Here is a 19451-nt window from a genome sequence, read left to right as displayed (position 1 = left end):
ACGCACAGGAGATCAAAGCCAAAATGGATGAATTGACTGATCTCAGGGAATCGAAACAGCCACTTGAATATCCATCGTGCGGCAGCGTGTTTAAAAGGCCGCCCGGCTATTTTGCAGGGAAACTGATTCAGGACAGCGGGCTCCAGGGGAAACGCATCGGTGGCGTCGAGGTTTCGACCAAACATGCCGGGTTTATGGTGAATGTCGGCGGCGGAACGGCAACGGATTATATGAATTTGATCAAATTTGTCCAAAAAACGGTAAAAGAAAAATTTGGGGTAGATCTTGAGACAGAAGTAAAAATTATCGGGGAAGATTAAAAAACATCCCGGTTCTTTTATACGCAAAGGAACCGGGATGTTTTTCATCCTTTCCGGCGGATATCGGTTAACCGGTTTCCACGGTATTTGATGTACACTTGGTCGCCAATATTAAAATTTAAATACGTATCGCAGTCGATCGCAAGCGTTTTGCCGTTATTGAATGCGATCGCGCAATACGGTTTTGTCGTTGTTGGTGCCACTTTTATTTTTCGCTTTGTTTTCACACCGGTTGCAACCGGCATTTCTTTCCGGTTGGGCGTGTAAAATTTATCGGTAATCTTTACGCGCTGATAGCTTACCGGGCGCTGAAAAAAGATCAATCCTGCAAGCACGGCCAGGCAGATGATGAATAAAGCCAGTTTCCATTTCAGTTTTTCCATTGGTCATCCCTCTACTCCCAAAACGTCTCTATGAATATCTTTATGGGGCTCTTCATTAAAATATGTATATACCACAATCAAATGCTTTTTTAACCGAATCTTTTTTGAAACTTTTTAAGGCCAGTTTCGTATATGGATTAGACTCGTTTAGCAGAAAGTAGGGATGTTATGAGTGAAATGGCACTCTCGGTCAAAGGGATTACAAAACAAATCCGCTCGCGCAAAATTGTAGACCAGGTCAGTTTTGAAGTGAAAAAAGGCGAGGTTTTCGGCCTTCTCGGTCCGAACGGCGCCGGTAAAACAACGATTATCCGGATGATTGTTTCATTGATGAAACGCACAAGCGGAGAAATCTTTATTAACGGCAAAAGCCTCGATGAAGATTTCAAAGGCGCTTTGAATGAAATCGGCGCGATCGTTGAAAATCCGGAATTTTATTCGTATATGACCGGCTATCAAAATCTGGTCCACTATAAGAGAATGTCAAGGAAACCCATTTCTGAAGAGAGATTATGGGAAGTCGCAAAGCTTGTCAAACTGGAAGATGCGCTTAAACAAAAAGTCAAAACGTATTCGTTAGGAATGCGACAGCGGCTTGGGGTTGCACAGGCAATTTTGCACCGGCCTTCGTTATTGATTCTTGATGAGCCGACAAACGGCCTTGACCCGCAAGGCATCCGCGAATTCAGGGGCTATTTGCGGGAGCTGGCAGGAAGCGGGGTATCTGTCCTCGTTTCCTCGCACCTTCTTTCGGAAATGGAATTGATGTGCGACCGGTATGCCATTATTGAAAAAGGGAAACTGATCCATATTGAAACGATGGCAGAAACGACAACGGTAAAACAGGATGACCGCCGCGATATCCTGTTTGCAACGGATGACAGCGAAAGGGCGAAGCAGGCAGTAGAGAAACAGCTCCATTTTCCGGTTTCCATTGTCGATGATACGCGCATTTTGGTTTCGGCAGCTTACAAAGATGCAGCCGTTATCAACGCAACATTGGTAGGAAACGGCTGCAACGTCTATGAAATTCATTTTGAAAAGAAAACGCTGGAAGACCGTTTCCTTGAACTCACGAATCATACAACAGGGGAGGAAAATCAATGATCGCTTTAATCCGAAATGAATGGATGAAAATATTTGCCCGGAAAAGCGCATGGGTCTATATGCTCCTGATTGTAGCGTTCGTGCTGATTGCTGCACTGTTTTACAATAAGGTTTACGGCAAAGACGATCCAAACTGGCGTACGAAAATCGAGAAAGAAATCAAAGCGGATGAGGCACTAATGAAAAAGGATCCTGAACAATACGCGGACCTTGCGCCAACCATCCAAAAAAACCAAGATTATTTGAAATACAATATCAATCCGGATGCCCATTCAAACTGGCATTTCATGAACAATGTGGTCATTCCGCTCGGTTCATTTGTCACCTTGTTCAGTGTGATCGTGGGGAGCGCCAACGTTTCATCGGAATTTGCATCCGGGACGATTAAGCAACTGATGATCCGCCCGCATGCGAGATGGAAAATTTTGCTGTCCAAATACATTGCTGTCACAGCATACGCGGTATTGCTGCTTGCCGTTCTGCTTATAGCCGGCTATTTGATCGGTATCCTTTTTCAGGGATCCGGCAGTTTCCATATGAAAATGATCGAAAATACTTTGGATTACAGCCAATATAAAATTAAAGAAATCGGACCGCAATTTTTCCTGAAATTTGCCCTTTATTTGCCGAGCCTTGTCATGGTAAGCGCGATTGCGTTCATGCTTTCGACCTTGTTCAAGAGCCAGGCTCTGGCTGTCGGGATCGGCATTTTTGCCCTGTTTATCACAAACACACTGGGCGGGATTTTTCTGTTTCTGATGGACCGGTACCATTGGCTGAAATTCCTGATTTTCCCGCATTTGGACTTGTCTGTTTACGCGTACCAGGATAAACTTACAGACGGCGTCACCTTGCCGTTTTCACTAATCACACTTGCTGTTTATTATGTCGTTTTTATGGTCTTGACCTTTTGGTATTTTCAAAAACGCGATATTGCGTTTTGATACAGCGGGTAAATTCAGGTAAAATGGCGGCAAAGGGCTGGGTGAAGGAGGGATCTGCAAGAGCAGGTCTCTCTTTGCTTTTTTTGGGGGCGGGGTGTATCAGGCTGTACGGGCGGCGCATAGCGTGTGCACCCACTGAATAGGATGATAATGGGAGGCTTGCCCGAACCGCTGGAGGATGATATGGGAAAAAATAACCGGAAAAAAATCAATGCGGCCGTTTTGTTCATTTTCATTGTGTATGCTGCTTATTTAGCGGAACTTTTGTTCTTTATCCCGTACCGCCATGCGCCCAATTCTGCCAGCCAAAATATCATTCCGTTTAAAACGATCCGAATGTATATCCTTTATTACCGTTACTTTCAATTTGAAGTCTGGTTTTCCAATCTGTTTGGGAATATTTTCATGTTTATGCCGTTCGGGTTTTTCCTGCCCTTTCTTTTCAGGCGGCTGAGAAAGGTCTGGATAATGGGATTGCTGTCGTTTTTAGCATCGGCTTTGGTGGAAACCATTCAAGGATATTTCCATGTCGGAGGTTTTGATGTGGATGATATTTTGCTGAATACAACGGGTGGATTGTGCGGTTACGGTATCTTTTTACTGGTCCGCAAGCTTGTGAAAAAAATCAAAATTGAGATTTGGCGTTAAATATGCATAAGAAAAGCCCTGCGGTGAAAATCTAACGAGGACCAATCAATGGCCGGCCTGTAAAAGGGGGGAAGTATGCATTGGATGAAGAAAAACTGGTCCGATTTTTAAACCAGGAACTTTCAAATTTTACAGTGCTTTATATCAAACTGCACCGTTACCACTGGTATATTCAGGGAAAAAACTTTTTCACGCTCCATGCTTATTTTGAAGATTTGTACCGGTCATTTTCAAAACAAATGGATGTGCTTGCCGAAAGAATTTTGGCAATCGGGGGACGGCCGCTTGCGACCATGTCGAAATTCCTTGACCAGAAGACGCTTGTTGAAGCGAGCGCGGATAATGAAGAGGGCGAACTGCTGCAGCAATTAAGGGAGGATTTGGCGCAGTTGGCAAAGGAAATCCGGGAAACGGGGATTCCGCTGGCGGAAGAAAACAAGGACAATGCCACCGTCAATCTGCTCACCCGTTTTCTGACCCGGTTTGACAAAGATATTTGGATGCTGGATGCGATGGCGGACAAACGGTAAATGCCGCTGCTTTTTTCCTAAGCCGTGAAAAAGCAGCGGCAAATAAAAAAACAGCCTTTCCATTTGATGGAAGGGCTGTTTCACTTTATATAAATGTATCAATCAAAAGGAACAGATTCAGGCATACGACGAATCCTGCCACGATCCACGAGATGATGCTCGTTATCCGGTGGTTCACCAGTTCACCCATGATCTGTCTGTTGCTCGTGAACAGAATCAGCGGGACAAGGGCAAAGATGATCCCGAATGAGAGAATGACCTGGCTTATTACAAGCGCGCTTGTCGGGTTGGTGCCCATCATGATAATGAGAAGCGGCGGGATCATTGTGATCGCACGGCGCAAATAAAGATTGATCCGTTTGTTGATAAACCCTTGCATGACGACATCACCGGATAATGTGCCGACAGAGGAGCTGGAAAGCCCTGCAATCAAAAGGCCAAGGCCGAAAGAGATCGCCGCTGCCGGTCCGATATGGGTGTAGAACTCACGAAACGCGACATCCAGATCTTCCACGACAAGGCCGTTTTTATAAAATACACTGGACGCAATCACAAGCATGCTCATATTGATGGCCCCGGCGATCACCATTGCGATGATGATGTCGATCAATTCAAATTTGAAAATTTTTCTTTTTTCCAGCTCGTTTTTTCCGACGATTCTGTTTTGCGTCAATGAAGAGTGCAAATAGATGGCATGGGGCATGACGGTGGCGCCGAGAATGCCGGCAGCCAGGACAATGCTTTGGATGCCATCGAATTTTGGCGTGACAATCCCACCGAATACTTTTACCCATTCCGGTTTTGCCAGAAATGTTTGCAAAGCAAAAGCGAGCACGACAATCATCACAAGGGCGGCAATCACTGCCTCAAACGATCGGTAGCCGCGGCGCTGCAATTCGAGGATAGCAAACGATCCGACTGCTGTAATCAATGCGGCCGGCAAAAGCGGAAGGCCGAAAATTAAATACAGGCCTAAAGCTGCGCCGATAAATTCTGCCAAATCTGTTGCAATAATGACTAACTCACTTTGAATCCATAAAAAGATCGACACCGGTTTTGGAAAATGGTCATGTGCCACTTCCGGCAAATTTTTCCCGGTTGCAATGCCGAGCTTTGCGGAAAGGGACTGGATTAAAACGGCCATTAAGTTTGAAAAGGCAATGACCCAAAGCAGCATATAGCCGTATTTCGATCCTGCCGTAATATTGGTGGCAAAATTACCGGGATCGATATAAGCAACGCCTGCAATGAAGGCCGGGCCTAGGAAAGGCAAAATCCGTTTTAACCCTTTCACATCCCCCCGTAGTACAGCTTGTGCGCTCGTTGTATTATGGGACGTGCGGCCTGGCATTTTTTGGCTCATCGTTTTTTCACTCATAGATGTTTCCCCTTTCTTTAATTTTAACCCTGAAACAAAAAAGTTTCCTTAGGGAAAACTTTATCTGGTACTATTGTATTCAATGTTTGCGAAAAAGTAAACCTTTTGCATGCATTTTCCCCTGTATTTTTTATGGAAAACATGCTTTTTGTTCATTATGCCCGATTCCTGTGCTGTTATGGCCTCTGCTCCGGGAGAAAAAAGGAGGGGAGAAAAATGCATCCTTTTCTTGAAAACTGTGGTATATATTAGGTATAGGGAAAACTGTTTTCACAACATGGAAACGAGGTTTAAAAGGGGGGAATCGATTGAACGAGGCATTCATTATCGAAAAATTAAAAAGGCGGGAACCGTCCGTTTTTGGGATGGACCGTTTGTCCCAGTTTGCGGTCCTGTTGCCGCTCGTTCAAAAAGGCGATGGCCTTCATGTTTTATTTGAAGTCCGGTCCCGGCAGTTAAGAAAACAGCCGGGGGAAATTTGTTTTCCGGGCGGCAGAATTGAAACGACGGACAAAAACCCAATGGAAGCCGCGATTCGGGAAACAACCGAGGAACTGTGCATGGATGCGTCTGTCATCCGCAACGTATTCCCGCTTGACTATGTCATTTCATCATATGGAAGGCGCGCGATCTTTCCGTTTGCGGGTTTTTTGCCGGATATGCCTTTTCATCCGAATCCGGGCGAAGTGGAAGAAGTCTTTACAGTCCCGCTTTCGCATTTTGCCAAAACAGCGCCGGAATGTTACCGGATTGAATTTAAGGTAGAGCCTGACCAGGATTTTCCTTTCCATTTAATTCAGGGCGGTAAATCATATAAATGGAACAGCCAGCAAATGGACGAGTATTTTTATTACTACGGGGATTATGTTATTTGGGGATTAACCGCCGGCATTTTGAAAAACTTTATGGATATTTTGGGTGCGGATAAAGCTTGAATGATGCCCGTGGCGGCTGTCCTGCCCTTTCGGAAACCGGAAATGCCGCCAGAATCCGGCAGCCGGGCGCCTTCATACCGGGTGTTTTCAGCATGGTCTGGTGTGCAGGACATAAAAAACTGTTCAATTGCGGGAAATTATTATAAAATGTTGTTTATAATACAAAGCTTCCGTTCCGGAAACGGAGGGGACTTTTACAATTGAGGGAAAATGAGCGATGATACAGCATGGCCTAATCAGAAATGCCACAGAAGAAGATCTGCAGGAGATCCTGGACATTTATAATGCCTGCATCGGAAACGGGATTATAACGGCTGATACGGTCCCGGTCACCGTAGAAGAAAGACTGCCGTGGTTTAAAGCCCATCACCCGGACAGCCGGCCGCTTTGGGTGTTGGAAGCAGACGGGGAGATTGCTGCCTGGATTAGTTTAAGCGATTTTTACGGAAGGCCCGCTTACCAGCCTACTGCTGAGGTCAGTATTTATGTCAGCGAAAAATGGAGAGGAAAAGGAGCCGGGAAGCACCTGCTCGGGAAAATGTTGGAAGCCTGCCCGAAGCTAGGGGTGGAAACACTGCTCGGCTTTATTTTCAGCGAAAACAAGGCCAGTTTAAAGTTGTTTGCATCCTTCGGGTTTGAAACTTGGGGGCATTTGAAAGAAGTGGCTGTGCTTGACGGACGCATGCACGATTTAATCATCACTGGTAAAAAAATTCAAGGATTTTTAAAGGCTTAAGGAGCTATAAAGTTATGAAAATAGAATTATGGTCGGATTTTTCATCGGCAGATTCTTATCTTGCCTTTGTAAGACTTGGCGAGGCACTGGAACAATTTGGCCACAGGGAAAGCATTCAACTGGAATTTCGCAGTTTCGTGAAAAACCCCGAAAAAGAAGTACATATTGAAGAGAGCCATAAATTGCTGCACTTTGCAAAACAACACGGGAAACAGACGTTCATTGCGAAGGCACTGTTTGAAACGTATGCCCGGCAGCCTTCACCAGGTACAGGAGATTTATTACATGCTGCCCAAATGGCCGGACTGAATAAAAGAGCGGCTGAAAAAGCCATTGTAACGGATGTTTACTTGGAGCATATCAAAAAAGACCAGGCAGAAGCAGATCTATTGAGCGCGGATTTTGCCCCCTTTATGGTCATCAACCGGAAATATGCGATTTCGGGAGCCCGCCCGGTTGATTTTATTGTTCAGTCCATGCATGAAGCATGGCGAGAAGAAACCTATGTGGCGGCCATATAAACATGAAAAAAGCGCCCGGTCCGGGGCGCTTTTTTCCAATCTTTCTTGCGGCGGCTAAGGCTTGCACTCCACATTGTGCATTCCAAAAAGGTTGCCTTGCCGGCTTATGCAATTCAGCTCATCGCTATACCAATATAGCATGATTTTAAACGAAAAACAAGCGTTTTGGCGGATTTCCGTTTATTACCACAACCAAAAAAGGCCGGGAATCATCCCGGCCTTTTTAGTATCCTCACCAGCGATGCGCTTTTGCATTGCTCCTCAAGATGATGGTGTTTTGTGTAACTTCCGTCTCGCCATTGACCTGGGAATTTGTATGTTTCCGCCGCGTCCAGTTGTAATGGAACAACTCGGAATGCGGATCCAACTGGTCTTTGTAGCTCATACGATCACCTCTTGGAAGGATTTGGATACCGCTGATATTCATACCGAATATCAATTCTAGCTTGTGCAGAAAGGGCAAAATTACACATCCTGTGTGTTTTGGGCAAAATCCGGCTGAAAGGCAGAGCAAAAAAATCAAAAGACACAATGTGCTAAAAACTCATAAAGTGACACATTTTCTCATCAATATCAAGATTAAGATGTACCTATGGCACATTTTACTAATAACAGAAAATGAATAGCAAACAAAGCCGCAACTATGCCAAATTGGAAACCATGCCGCGCCTAAATAATCAAATTACACTGTGTGCTGATAACACAATAAAAACAAAAACCAAAACAAGCATTTAAGGGAAAGGAACGGAAAAAACTCCGGGATGCCGGAATTCAAGCGGGCAGAAACGGGCAAAAAAATCGGGCTTGATTAGGCTTTCTATATAATCATCCAACAAATGCAGACATAATATATAAAAAACAACCGTCCAGGAAAAGAAATGGCTGGCAATGGCAGCAACGCCGTTTGTCAAATCACGGCTTTTCCCGGCTTGAATGCATCTGCAAAAAGCAAAGATCTTCTTGAAAGCGCTTTAAAACAGGGGAGTTATGTTGGAATGGTTATAAAAGGATCAGCCTCTTGCCAACACTAATGGTATGGATCAACTTTTTGGAGGTGAAGATTGATGAACATCGAAAAAGCTGTTGAGGTCATTGACCGGATGCGCCTGCCAAACGGTGCCTATACCGCCAGTTTGTCTTCCGACTACCATTATGTTTGGATCAGAGATGTCGTATATACCGTTCTGCCTTTTTTAGCCACGCCGTCCCCGTATTATGAAAAAGCATACCAGGCATTGCTTGATCTGTTTATCCGCTATGAGTGGAAAATTGACATTCATACAAAGAAAAGGCCACGGTATTTATACGAATATATCCACGCCCGCTATTCCACTGACCTCGAGGAACTCCCGCAAGAATGGGGCCATGCCCAAAACGATGCTATCGGTGCTTTCCTTTGGGGCGTAGGGGAAGGCGTCCACCACGGCCAAAAAATCATCCGCAGCCAGAAAGATTTGGAGATTATCCAAAAACTGGTTGACTATCTCGAGTGTCTGGAATATTGGCAGGCCGAAGATAACGGGATGTGGGAAGAGAATATGGAAGTGCATGCTTCAAGTGTCGGGGCATGCGTTGCCGGCTTAAAAGCAGTCAGGATGCTCGTGCATGTGGAGGATGGGCTGATTGAAAAAGGGGAAGAAACACTTTATAAACTGCTGCCGCGGGAGAGCGCAGGCAAACCGACCGACCTTGCTTTACTGTCTCTCATTTACCCTTACCGGATTGTCAGCCGAGATATGGCGCTTCAAATACTGGAAGATGTCACCACAACGCTTGAACGGAAATACGGCGTGATCCGCTATGTCAACGACCAATACTATAATGAAGGCGCCGAAGCCGAATGGTGCTTTGGTTTTCCATGGCTTGGTTTATGTTTCTATGAACTGGGTATGTATGATAAGGCAAATGAATATGTGGAAAAAACCAAAAGCATCATTACGGAAAATTGGGAAATCCCGGAACTTTATATCGGCGGCAAGTACGTGCCGAATGGAAATAAACCGCTTGCCTGGTCTGTTTCTTTGGCGTACCAGTTCTTCAAAACAATGGACGTCCGTTAAACAATTGAACAGCCGATTTTAAGCTGTTTTAAGTCGCGACCCGCATATTCATTGCATGTCAAACCAATGCGGCGCATTTAAAACAGCTTTTTTCTATTCTGAAAATATACGCCGGCTGATTTTCTTTTTCCACTGATGCAGCGTTCACTGCAGCATGGGCGTCTATTGAAAAACGGAATGACGAATTTGCAAATAAAATCATATTGTTTCCATTTCGACAAAATTAGACGGCTTTTTTTGCAGGATTCGTAAAATTCATAACGAATAGTAAAAGTATGCTGAAATAGCGGAGGTGTGACATTGGAAAACTCAGTTAAGTATTCGCAACAAGTCCTGCCCACTGATTTCGAGCTTTATTTATTCCACGAAGGCACCCTTTACGAAAGCTATACTTTGTTCGGGGCACATGTCATGGAGTATGAAGGAAAAAAGGGCGTGCGGTTTGCAGTTTGGGCGCCGAATGCGCAAGCCGTTGCCGTAGCCGGCGATTTTAACGGCTGGGACGGCAGCAAACACCAAATGAAACGACTAAAAGATTCGAGCATCTGGGTGTTGTTTATTCCGGATCTCGCGCCGGGTGAGCTGTATAAATATGAAATTACAGGGCCTTCCAGCAACACTTTTTTTAAAGCGGATCCATATGCGTTCTATTCGGAAGTGCGTCCGAAAACGGCATCTGTCATTTATGATCCCGGCACATATCAGTGGCAGGATAGAAAATGGATGAGCCACAAAGCAAAATCCGATCCGTACCACGAGCCGATGCTGATTTATGAAATGCATTTCGGTTCATGGAAGAAAAAAGCCAATGGCGATTTTTACACCTACCGTGAAATGGCAGACGAACTGGTCCCATACATTGCCGGGCATGGCTATACGCATATCGAGCTCATGCCGATGATGGAGCATCCGTTTGACCGGTCATGGGGCTATCAGATTACCGGTTTCTATGCACCGACAAGCCGGTACGGGAAGCCGGAAGATTTCATGTATTTTATCGACAAATGCCATCAGAACGGCCTCGGGGTGATTTTAGACTGGGTTCCCGTCCATTTCTGCAAAGACGCCCACGGACTCGGGCGCTTTGACGGAACACCGCTGTTCGAGCCTGCAGACCCTGACATGGCAGAACGGCCGATTTGGGGTACATACAATTTTGACTTTCAGAAACCTGAAATTTTCAGTTTTCTTATTTCCAACGCCATTTTTTGGATAGACGTTTATCATATTGATGGCTTCCGGGTGGATGCAGTTTCTTCTCTTATTTATTTAAACCATGACAGGGGAGACGAAAAGAAATTGACAAACCAATATGGCGGTGATGTCAATTTGGAAGCTGTCGAGTTTATCAAAAAATTAAATGAAGCCGTTTTTAAAATGTTTCCGCATGCCTTAATGATTGCAGAAGAAGCAACATCGTGGCCGCTCGTAACAGCGCCGGTTTACGCGGGCGGGCTCGGTTTTAATTATAAATGGAATATGGGCTGGGTGCATGATGTGCTCACCTATATGCAGACACCGGAGGAAAAAAGGCCTGATGCCCATGATCTCCTCACCTTTTCCATGTACTATGCTTTTTCGGAAAACTATGTACTGCCTTTTTCGCATGATGAACTGGTTTACGGGAAGAAATCGCTGCTCAATAAAATGCCCGGGGATTTCCCGCAAAAATTTGCAAATTTACGCCTTCTTTATGCTTATTTTATGACACATCCGGGTAAAAAATTATTATTCATGGGAAGCGAATTCGGACAGTTTGACGAATGGAAAGACCTGACGCAGCTGGATTGGATGCTGCTGGATTTTGAAACGCACCGTACCTTCTTTCAGTTTACAAAAGCCTTGAACGCATTTTATCAAAACACAAGAAGCTTGTGGCGCTTGGACCATAACCCTGAAGGTTTTGAATGGATTGATCCGAATAATCGCAGGCAGAGCATCATAATTTTTATGAGAAGAGGGAAGCGGAAAGGAGATTATTGCATCGTCCTCTGTAATTTTTCAAAAATCAAATATGACAAATTCCGAATCGGCGTGCCTTCATTTGGGAAATATATCGAAATTTTCAATACGGATGATGAACGGTTCGGCGGCAGTGGTTTGTTGAACAAAGAAGCAATCCAAGTGGATAAGGAGCCTTTTCATAACCAGCCATACAGTATGGAAATCAGCATTCCCCCACTCAGTGCATTGATCTTTAAAAAGCAATCAAAAAAACGGCAAAGGGGTGGCAAAAAATAGTGGCAGAAAAGAAATGGATGGCAATGCTCTTAGCAGGGGGACAGGGAACAAGGCTCGGGGATTTGACGTCCCAGCTGGCAAAACCGGCAGTGCCTTTTGGCGGCAAGTACAGAATTATTGATTTTTCACTAAGCAACTGCATGCACTCGGGCATTGATACGGTCGGTGTGCTGACGCAATATGAACCCCATCTTTTAAACTCGTATGTCGGAAACGGGAAAGCATGGGACCTTGACAAAAATTTCGGCGGAACAGCCGTGCTGCCGCCGTATGTAGGGAAAGACGGTGGCGAATGGTATAAGGGGACAGCCAATGCGGTTTACCAAAATATCCAGTATATTGACCACTACAACCCGGAATATGTTGTCATTCTTTCAGGCGATCATATTTATAAAATGGATTATCGGAAACTATTAAAATCGCATATGGAAGCAGGGGCGCAGGCGAGTATTGCCGTAATTGAAGTCCCGTGGCAGGAAGCAGGGCGATTCGGCATTATGGTAACAAACGCAGAAGGAAGAATTGTTGAATTTGAAGAAAAACCGAAATTCCCAAAGAGTAATCTCGCGTCTATGGGCGTGTATTTATTTAATTGGAAGCTTTTGCGCGAATATTTAATACAGGACGAGAAAAACAGCGCTTCCTCGCACGACTTCGGGAAAGATATTATTCTGAAAATGCTGAAAGATAAAAAGAAAATGTATGCTTATAAATTTGAAGGTTACTGGAAAGATGTCGGCACGGTCCAAAGCTTCTGGGAAGCACATATGGACTTGCTGGAAGAAAAACCGGCATTTGATCTGGATGACCCGGACTGGCGCATTTTCACCGGAGATGCGAACCACCCTCCGCAATATATTGCGCCCCAATCCAATATTAAAAACGCGCTCATCAACGAAGGCAGCTGGATTTACGGGAATGTTTTCCATTCTGTCATCTCGGATCATGTCTATATTGGCAAAAACAGCACAATCCAGGATTCCGTCATCATGCCGAATGTCACGATCGGCAGCAATGTGACCATCGAACGCGCTATTATTGCAAGCGGCACCGTCATTGAAAACGGCAAAAAAATCACGCCTTCAAAACCAAATGATATTCAGTTGTACAGCTGTCCGCAAAACGGCGAAGAAGCGGAAATAAAAGAAGTTTTATAAAGAGGGACGGGTGAAACATGACGAACGTACTAGGAGTTATCAATTTGATCAACGAAAAGCCGATTTTAAAGGAGCTGACGAAACACCGCTGCCTTGCTTCCGTTCCGTTCGGCGCCAGATACCGCTTCATTGATTTTGCACTTTCCAATCTCATTCATGCTGAAATTACCCAGGTTGCCGTTTTTACGAAAGACAACGGCAGATCGATCATAGACCATATTGGTTCCGGAAAGGAATGGGATTTGGACCGGTACGACGGCGGGCTGTTTATCCTGCCGCCGGTTGCCGATGATGCAAAATTGAAGGGGGATATCCAGGGCTTTTATGATCATCGCGAATTCTTTGAACGGGCCTCGGCAGACCTTGTCATCATCTCGCCGGGAAGCAACGTCAGCAAACTCGATATTTGTGAGCTGGTCGCATCCCATGAGAAAAGCCAGGCGGATATCACCGTTGTATACAGAAAATATGACGGGGAGCCGATCCAAAAACCGAACTATCATCAAGTAGTGGTAGATAAAGAGGACAACGTACGGGACATCGAACTGTTTACCGCTCCGCAAAAGGGTGATCTTGTCTGCCTGGAAACCTATGTGCTGTCAAAACCGTTGCTGATGGATCTCATCCAAACCTGTTATGAAAACGGAGAATATGACTTTTTGCGGGATGCGATCAAAGCGAATGTCCATAAATTTAAAATTAAGGGGTATCACCACCGCGGCAATATGATCTTTATCCACTCCATGGACAGTTACCACGCGGCAAACATGGCCATGCTCGACCCGGATACGATCCGCGCTTTCTTTTACAGCGACTGGGAAATTCTGACCAAGATCAAACATGAGCCGCCGACAAAATACGGACAAACAGCGGACGTAAAAAATTCATTTATTGCGAACGGCTGTTTAATTGAAGGGACGGTGGAAAACAGTATTATTTTCCGCGGCGTAAAAATCAAAAAAGGAGCAGTCGTGAAAAACAGTATCATCATGCAAAAATCAGAAGTGGAAGAAGATGCGGTATTGGAAAATGTCATCGCAGACAAGCAGGTAGCCGTTACCCAGCATAAGGTGGTTGTCGGGACCCCGTCGCATCCGACAGTATTATCCAAAAAAGAGATCATTTGATGGAGGAGACAAGATGAACGTATTATTTGCTGCTTCAGAATGCGCACCATTTATTAAAACAGGGGGGTTGGGCGATGTGATCCAGGCATTGCCCAAAGCTTTGAAAAAAGCGGGGATCCATCCGGTAGTCATCCTGCCGAAATATGAAGATTTACAGCCTGAAGTGAAAGCGCGCCTCTCCTTTATGACCAGCCTGACCGTGCCGGTTGGATGGCGGAAGCAGTATTGCGGGATTGAAACATTGGAAGAAGGGGGGATCCGTTATTATTTTTTGGACAACGAGTATTATTTTAAACGGCATGGGAGTTACGGCTATTTCGATGATGGCGAACGGTTCGCCTTTTTTTCGCGTGCAGTGCTTGAAGCCCTTCCTTATTTGAATGAAAAACCGGATGTCATTCATTGCCATGACTGGCAAACCGGGCCGATTCCCGTACTGTTAAAAGCGCATTTTTCCAGCCATCCTTTCTACCAGGGCATCAAAACGATGTTTACGATTCATAATTTGCGCTACCAGGGGGTATTTCCAAAAAGTGTCCTGTCAGATCTGCTCGATTTAAGCGAATTATATTTCCATGTGGATGGTCTTGAATTTTACGGGAATGTCAGCTACTTAAAGGCAGGGATTGCTTATGCAGACGCCATTACAACCGTCAGCCCGACATACGCCCGGGAAATCCAGACGCCGTATTACGGGGAAAATCTTGACGGCTTTTTGCGGATGAAAAGCAACCGCTTGGAAGGCATTATCAACGGGATTGATACGGATGCTTACAATCCCAAAACAGACGATGCACTGTTCTTTACATATGAGGACTACCCGGGAAAATTAAAGAATAAAAAAGCCTTGCAGGAAGCCTTCCATTTGCAAGTGGATTCCGGCATTCCCGTTATATCAATGGTGACAAGGCTGGTAGAACAAAAAGGCATCGATCTGGTGCTGCATGTGATCCATGAGATGTTAAGTTTAAATGTCCAGTTTGTACTTCTTGGCACAGGCGAGCATCAGTACGAGGAAGCATTCCGGCATCTTGAAAGCCAGTATCCAGGTCAGGTATCCGTACATATTTATTTTGATGAAGCCCTTTCCCATAAAATTTATGCGGGCAGTGACTTGTTTTTAATGCCATCCAAATTTGAACCGTGCGGCATCGGGCAACTGATCGCCATGCGGTACGGCACATTGCCGCTTGTGCGTGAAACCGGCGGGCTGAAAGATACCGTAAAGCCGTACAATGAATTCACGGGCGAAGGCAACGGGTTTTCGTTCACAAACTATAACGCGCACGATATGCTGTACACGATTGAAAGGGCCGTTTGGTTTTTCCGCTACCAGCCGAAAACATGGCAGTCGTTATCTGAACGGGTGATGGGGCTTGATTTCAGCTGGGTACATTCTGCAAATGCATATATCCGGCTGTATGAAGAGTTATGCCCGTAAAGAACGGGGAGCTCTTAAACAAAATGGAAAAAGGCGCCTGCTTCGTACTGGCGCCTTTTACTGATGCCCATGTTTGTTTCTCCGGCTGATGGCCTTTAAAATCGATAACTTATCTTGAAGCGTTAACATATTCCAGCTTCCGACTTTGATTTTCACTTTTCCCACCCCCCCACACAAGGATTGGCGAACATCGATTGTACTTGTATAATACCGCTTTTTTCTTCAATACAAACACCAAATATTTCTACAAAAATTGCGTATTTCTTGCCGCATTTTTTCTTTAACATTAGAATAAGAACAGAATATCCCTTTAAAGCTTATGGCTTTTCAGGTGAATTTGTCTAAATATGGAGGCTTTTGTCATGAAGATAGGTTGGATCGGTCTAGGGCATATGGGATCTCCGATGGCCCGCCGCCTTTTAGATGCGCATTTCGATTTGTTTGTGTATAATCGCACAATTAAGAAAACGGAAAAACTAGCTGAAGCCGGCGCCGCCGTTTGCAAAACGCCGAAAGACATCGCCGAAAATACAGACGTCATTGTCACGATGCTGACCAATGCCGCGGCAGTAGAAAACGTTTTACAAGGAGAGGACGGGGTGCTTGCCGGCCTTACGAAAGGGAAAACAGTCGTGGATATGAGTACCGTCAGCCCTTCCGATTCCATCCGTTTTGCCAAATGGGTGGAAGAAAAGCGCGGGCATTTTATTGATGCACCGGTATCGGGTTCAGTACAGCCTGCAAAAGAAGGGAATCTCGTCATTCTTGCCGGCGGCCGGAAAGAAGAGATTGATGCTGTGCGCCCCATGTTTGAAGTATTAGGAAAAACCATCATTCATTTTGGCGAAAACGGAAAAGGCAGTGCCGCGAAATTATCGATTAATTTGCTGCTCGGCCTGACGATCGAGGGAGCGTCCGAAGCCATTCTCTTCGGGGAAAAACTAGGGCTTGAAAAGAAGGATCTGATTGAAATGATTTCGGCTTCTGCATGCAATACACCTATTTTCCAAATGAAAAAGAAGGCATTTTTACAAGAAGATTTTCCGGCTGCATTTATGCTCGAATTAATGGCAAAGGATCTTGGCCTTGCAAAAGAGGAAATCAAAAAAGCCGGTATGTCGCTGCCACTGGCGGATGCAGCCGAAAAAACATACAGCCGGGCGAAAGCAGACGGAACCGGAAAAGCGGACGTCGCTGCGGTTTATCAAGCATTAAAACAGCTGAACTTTTAAATGCAATGGAGGAGAAACCGGGGATGAAATTTGTTTCTTGGAATGTGAACGGGCTCCGCGCCTGTGTAAAAAAAGGGTTTCTTGCATTTTTTGCAGAAACGGACGCCGACATTTTTTGCGTGCAGGAAACGAAACTGCAGGCAGGGCAGATCGCCCTTGATTTGGACGGCTATTATCAATATTGGAATTATGCCGAGCGGAAAGGGTATTCAGGCACGGCCGTTTTTACAAAAAAAGAGCCGCTTTCCGTGCGCTACGGCGTCGGCGAAGATCGGACAGAACCGGAAGGCCGGATTTTGACACTCGAATATGAAGATTTTTATTTGGTTAATGTTTATACGCCGAATTCCCAGCGCGATCTAGCCCGCCTCGGTTACCGCCTCGAATGGGAAGACCGGATGCGGGCCTATTTAACGGAGCTTGACAAAAAGAAGCCAGTCATTGTATGCGGCGATATGAACGTTGCCCATCAGGAAATAGATTTAAAAAATGCAAAAAATAACGTTGGCAATTCTGGGTTTACAGCGGAAGAACGCGGTAAAATGACCGGGCTGCTGAACAGCGGATTTATTGATTCGTTCCGGTATTTTTATCCTGAGCGGGAAGGCGCTTATACATGGTGGTCTTATATGAACAAAGTGAGGGAAAGGAATATCGGCTGGCGGATTGACTATTTTCTCGTATCCAAAAGACTGGCCGGCCGTTTAAAAGATGCCGGCATGTATCCGGAGATCATGGGCAGTGACCACTGTCCGGTATTTTTAGAAACCAATTTTTAATTTGCAGGATCCGTTTCTGCCGATTGCCCTTTTGTGCCGTGCGCCCAAACTTAAAGCCCGGTACTCTTCCGATTTAACAAACATCAAGCATCCGGTGTTTTCCGCCCGGGTGCTTGATTTATTCCGGACACAGGCGGGGTTCTCTTTTTGTGTTTTGCGGCATAAGATAAAAAGCGAAACTTGTGCGCAATTTGCAAATTCAGGGAGGCTTAAAATGGCAGTCGTAAAGGCATCAAGTGCAGACATCGATTTACTGGCACGGCTTTTAAGGGCGGAAGCAGAAGGAGAGGGGCAGCTTGGCATGCTGCTTGTCGGCAATGTCGGCGTAAACCGGATCAGGGCGAATTGTTCGGATTTTATCGGACTCCGGACCATTCCGCAAATGGTTTATCAGCCGCATGCTTTTGAAGCAGTGATTCACGGATATTTTTACCAGCGGGCACGGGAAAGCGAACGGCGGTTGGCCAGACGTGCGATTAACGGCGAAAGGCATTGGCCCGCCAAATACAGTTTATGGTATTTCAGGCCGCAGGGGGACTGCCCGCCCACATGGTACGACCAGCCGTTCGTTGCCCGGTATAAATTGCATTGTTTTTACGAACCGACAGCTGAAACATGCGAAAATGTGTATAACACTTTTTAATTTGCGAGCCTTTTTTCGTTTGGCAAGAAGCAGGATATAACAGCACCGATCATGGGCAAGAAAGATAAAATGGTAAATACACTGGCAACCCCGAACATATCAGAAACGCCGCCCATGAAAACAGAACCGATCCCGCCGGCGCCGACCCCGAAACCAATTGACAGGCCGGATGCAAGCGCGATATTTTTAGGCAACAGCTTTTGCATATAGATCACGCCGACAGAAAAGCTTGAAAGGACGCTGAAACCGAAACAGAGCAAATCGAGTACAGCCAGCCAGCCGCTTAAATGCGGAAGCAGCAGTGCAAAAGGCGTGGCAAGGAACATGGACACGACAAGCAGCCGTTTCATGCCGGCCCGGTCCGAAATCATGCCGCCAAAAAGTGTGCCCAGTGCCCCGGCCCCGACAAAGACAAAGTTCAATAGTTCGCTCATTTCCAAGCTTGCATGTTTCATGTAAAACGGAAGAAAAATGACAACCCCGACCTGGCACCAGGAACGCAAAATAATGACCAGAACAAGCAGGATGACGCCGGGAATATGGTTTTTTCCGGCGATTTCTTTTCTCCGGCGCTGGATATTTTGCACTTTGCTGTTCATCCAGCCAAGTAAAGGGGCGGTTAAAATAAGGGATAAAAGAGCAACCGGAAGCAACCAGATCAGGCCGTGTATGCCGGTATGTACCAAAAAGAGCGGAATCATAAGCGGCCCGAAAGCCTGTCCGGCATTTCCACCAACCTGGAATATTGCCTGTGCCAATCCTTTTTTATACCCGGACGCAAAATGGGTGCCGCGTGATGCTTCCGGATGAAAGACGCCTGACCCGAATCCGGAAAGCGCAATAAAAAGCAAAAGCCATGTGAGTGATGGCGCAATTGCGGTTAGGCTCAGGCCGGCAATCGATAAAAAGACACCAAACGAAAAAAGCCAGACCCGTGGTTTCCGGTCCGTCAGTATGCCAAAAACCGGCTGTGTGACCGATGAAGTAAAATAAGAAACCAGCACAATTAAAGTGGATTGCGTATAATTCAAATGGAGCGCATGCTTGTACATGACAACAAGGGCAGGGACCATGCCGGTTGTCACCAGGTCATTTAAAAAATGCGCACCGCTGAACGTAAACAGCGCACGGCGAAAAAAAGGATTTTCTGCCTCTAACGGCGCTGATGTAAATGATTGACTTCCCATACATACTCCCACTTTCTCGTAATTTCTTTCAAATCGCCCAGGAGTGGACGAAGACAGCCAGACCTGTTTCTGACATCCAAAA

Annotated in this window: 19 protein-coding genes and 1 pseudogene; 16 read left to right on the top strand and 4 right to left on the bottom strand. The window is 45.6% G+C overall.

What is annotated here, in order from left to right:
• Positions 1–320, top strand: a pseudogene (gene murB / locus P9687_RS10495) (UDP-N-acetylmuramate dehydrogenase); the annotation flags it as partial.
• Positions 321–364: 44 nt separating this feature from the next.
• Here the strand turns inward: murB and P9687_RS10490 are convergent.
• Complete coding sequence (locus tag P9687_RS10490; protein WP_026683400.1) at positions 365–703, bottom strand: hypothetical protein; 339 nt, start codon at positions 701–703, stop codon at positions 365–367.
• Between the two features lie 168 nt (positions 704–871).
• On the opposite strand from P9687_RS10490, the gene P9687_RS10485 reads away from it, so the two are divergent.
• The 4 genes from P9687_RS10485 to P9687_RS10470 all read left to right on the top strand — a co-directional run bounded on the left by P9687_RS10485 (position 872) and on the right by P9687_RS10470 (position 3932).
• On the top strand, positions 872–1810 hold the full coding sequence (locus tag P9687_RS10485) for an ABC transporter ATP-binding protein (RefSeq protein ID WP_046721176.1): 939 nt from the start codon (positions 872–874) through the stop codon (positions 1808–1810).
• Positions 1807–2754: an ABC transporter permease gene (locus tag P9687_RS10480; RefSeq protein ID WP_046721175.1), complete on the top strand. Its 948-nt coding sequence runs from the start codon at positions 1807–1809 to the stop codon at positions 2752–2754. The genes P9687_RS10485 and P9687_RS10480 overlap by 4 nt, the downstream gene beginning before the upstream one ends.
• A 183-nt stretch (positions 2755–2937) precedes the next feature.
• Positions 2938–3402, top strand: a complete 465-nt coding sequence (locus P9687_RS10475) for a VanZ family protein (protein ID WP_014098266.1) — start codon at positions 2938–2940, stop codon at positions 3400–3402.
• 80 nt (positions 3403–3482) lie between these two features.
• Entirely contained in the window at positions 3483–3932 is a 450-nt protein-coding gene (locus P9687_RS10470; protein WP_014098267.1) for a Dps family protein, read from the top strand.
• A gap of 85 nt (positions 3933–4017) precedes the next feature.
• Here P9687_RS10470 and P9687_RS10465 read toward each other — a convergent pair whose 3' ends face one another.
• The gene (locus P9687_RS10465) at positions 4018–5310 is read right to left on the bottom strand and encodes an Nramp family divalent metal transporter (protein WP_014098268.1); all 1293 of its coding nucleotides are present in this window, start codon (positions 5308–5310) and stop codon (positions 4018–4020) included.
• A 308-nt stretch (positions 5311–5618) separates the two neighbouring features.
• Here P9687_RS10465 and P9687_RS10460 point away from each other — a divergent pair, with 308 nt between their 5' ends.
• The 3 genes from P9687_RS10460 (at position 5619) to P9687_RS10450 (ending at position 7502) form a co-directional block, all read left to right on the top strand.
• Complete coding sequence (locus tag P9687_RS10460) at positions 5619–6245, top strand: NUDIX hydrolase (protein ID WP_328228798.1); 627 nt, start codon at positions 5619–5621, stop codon at positions 6243–6245.
• Between the two features lie 217 nt (positions 6246–6462).
• A complete protein-coding gene (locus P9687_RS10455; protein ID WP_035190652.1) occupies positions 6463–6981 on the top strand; it encodes a GNAT family N-acetyltransferase in 519 nt (172 codons plus the stop codon).
• 14 nt (positions 6982–6995) lie between these two features.
• Positions 6996–7502, top strand: a complete 507-nt coding sequence (locus tag P9687_RS10450) for a DsbA family oxidoreductase (protein WP_014098272.1) — start codon at positions 6996–6998, stop codon at positions 7500–7502.
• Positions 7503–7734: 232 nt separating this feature from the next.
• On the opposite strand, the gene P9687_RS10445 is transcribed toward P9687_RS10450, so the two are convergent.
• The gene (locus P9687_RS10445) at positions 7735–7887 is read right to left on the bottom strand and encodes a YpzG family protein (protein ID WP_014098273.1); all 153 of its coding nucleotides are present in this window, start codon (positions 7885–7887) and stop codon (positions 7735–7737) included.
• 679 nt (positions 7888–8566) lie between these two features.
• On the opposite strand from P9687_RS10445, the gene P9687_RS10440 reads away from it, so the two are divergent.
• The 8 genes from P9687_RS10440 (at position 8567) to P9687_RS10405 (ending at position 18182) form a co-directional block, all read left to right on the top strand.
• Positions 8567–9562 (top strand): glycoside hydrolase family 15 protein, encoded by a 996-nt coding sequence (locus tag P9687_RS10440; RefSeq protein WP_035184824.1) that lies wholly within the window; start codon positions 8567–8569, stop codon positions 9560–9562.
• A 300-nt stretch (positions 9563–9862) separates the two neighbouring features.
• Positions 9863–11803, top strand: coding sequence for a 1,4-alpha-glucan branching protein GlgB (gene glgB, locus P9687_RS10435; protein WP_168986019.1), 1941 nt, complete (start codon positions 9863–9865; stop codon positions 11801–11803).
• Positions 11803–12960 carry a glucose-1-phosphate adenylyltransferase gene (locus tag P9687_RS10430; RefSeq protein WP_035189856.1) on the top strand — a complete coding sequence of 386 codons (1158 nt, stop codon included), beginning with the start codon at positions 11803–11805 and terminating at the stop codon, positions 12958–12960. Before glgB ends, P9687_RS10430 begins: the two co-directional genes overlap by 1 nt.
• A gap of 17 nt (positions 12961–12977) precedes the next feature.
• Complete coding sequence (gene glgD, locus P9687_RS10425) at positions 12978–14087, top strand: glucose-1-phosphate adenylyltransferase subunit GlgD (protein ID WP_014098278.1); 1110 nt, start codon at positions 12978–12980, stop codon at positions 14085–14087.
• 13 nt (positions 14088–14100) lie between these two features.
• Complete coding sequence (gene glgA / locus P9687_RS10420; RefSeq protein WP_017550405.1) at positions 14101–15528, top strand: glycogen synthase GlgA; 1428 nt, start codon at positions 14101–14103, stop codon at positions 15526–15528.
• Positions 15529–15890: 362 nt separating this feature from the next.
• Complete coding sequence (locus P9687_RS10415; RefSeq protein WP_035189855.1) at positions 15891–16760, top strand: NAD(P)-dependent oxidoreductase; 870 nt, start codon at positions 15891–15893, stop codon at positions 16758–16760.
• A gap of 23 nt (positions 16761–16783) precedes the next feature.
• Positions 16784–17539, top strand: a complete 756-nt coding sequence (locus P9687_RS10410) for an exodeoxyribonuclease III (RefSeq protein WP_014098281.1) — start codon at positions 16784–16786, stop codon at positions 17537–17539.
• Positions 17540–17753: 214 nt separating this feature from the next.
• Positions 17754–18182, top strand: coding sequence for a cell wall hydrolase (locus P9687_RS10405; protein ID WP_035189861.1), 429 nt, complete (start codon positions 17754–17756; stop codon positions 18180–18182).
• Here the strand turns inward: P9687_RS10405 and P9687_RS10400 are convergent.
• Entirely contained in the window at positions 18179–19369 is a 1191-nt protein-coding gene (locus tag P9687_RS10400; RefSeq protein WP_014098283.1) for an MFS transporter, read from the bottom strand. The two genes, P9687_RS10405 and P9687_RS10400, sit on opposite strands and share 4 nt — an antisense overlap.
• Positions 19370–19451: the final 82 nt, after the last annotated feature.

Source organism: Weizmannia sp. CD-2023 (assembly GCF_036225245.1).
GTDB lineage: Bacteria > Bacillota > Bacilli > Bacillales > Bacillaceae_C > Weizmannia > Weizmannia faecalis.
This window is presented reverse-complemented; position numbering and strand designations above follow the sequence as displayed.

Coding starts and splice junctions, on each gene's coding strand:
- P9687_RS10450 (WP_014098272.1), top strand. CDS start 6,996: ATGAAAATAGAATTATGGTCGGATTTTTCATCGGCAGATTCTTATCTT.
- P9687_RS10400 (WP_014098283.1), bottom strand. CDS start 19,369: ATGGGAAGTCAATCATTTACATCAGCGCCGTTAGAGGCAGAAAATCCT.
- P9687_RS10410 (WP_014098281.1), top strand. CDS start 16,784: ATGAAATTTGTTTCTTGGAATGTGAACGGGCTCCGCGCCTGTGTAAAA.
- P9687_RS10440 (WP_035184824.1), top strand. CDS start 8,567: ATGAACATCGAAAAAGCTGTTGAGGTCATTGACCGGATGCGCCTGCCA.
- glgD (WP_014098278.1), top strand. CDS start 12,978: ATGACGAACGTACTAGGAGTTATCAATTTGATCAACGAAAAGCCGATT.
- P9687_RS10455 (WP_035190652.1), top strand. CDS start 6,463: ATGATACAGCATGGCCTAATCAGAAATGCCACAGAAGAAGATCTGCAG.
- glgA (WP_017550405.1), top strand. CDS start 14,101: ATGAACGTATTATTTGCTGCTTCAGAATGCGCACCATTTATTAAAACA.
- P9687_RS10415 (WP_035189855.1), top strand. CDS start 15,891: ATGAAGATAGGTTGGATCGGTCTAGGGCATATGGGATCTCCGATGGCC.
- P9687_RS10490 (WP_026683400.1), bottom strand. CDS start 703: ATGGAAAAACTGAAATGGAAACTGGCTTTATTCATCATCTGCCTGGCC.
- P9687_RS10485 (WP_046721176.1), top strand. CDS start 872: ATGAGTGAAATGGCACTCTCGGTCAAAGGGATTACAAAACAAATCCGC.
- P9687_RS10445 (WP_014098273.1), bottom strand. CDS start 7,887: ATGAGCTACAAAGACCAGTTGGATCCGCATTCCGAGTTGTTCCATTAC.
- P9687_RS10480 (WP_046721175.1), top strand. CDS start 1,807: ATGATCGCTTTAATCCGAAATGAATGGATGAAAATATTTGCCCGGAAA.
- P9687_RS10405 (WP_035189861.1), top strand. CDS start 17,754: ATGGCAGTCGTAAAGGCATCAAGTGCAGACATCGATTTACTGGCACGG.
- P9687_RS10465 (WP_014098268.1), bottom strand. CDS start 5,310: ATGAGTGAAAAAACGATGAGCCAAAAAATGCCAGGCCGCACGTCCCAT.
- P9687_RS10475 (WP_014098266.1), top strand. CDS start 2,938: ATGGGAAAAAATAACCGGAAAAAAATCAATGCGGCCGTTTTGTTCATT.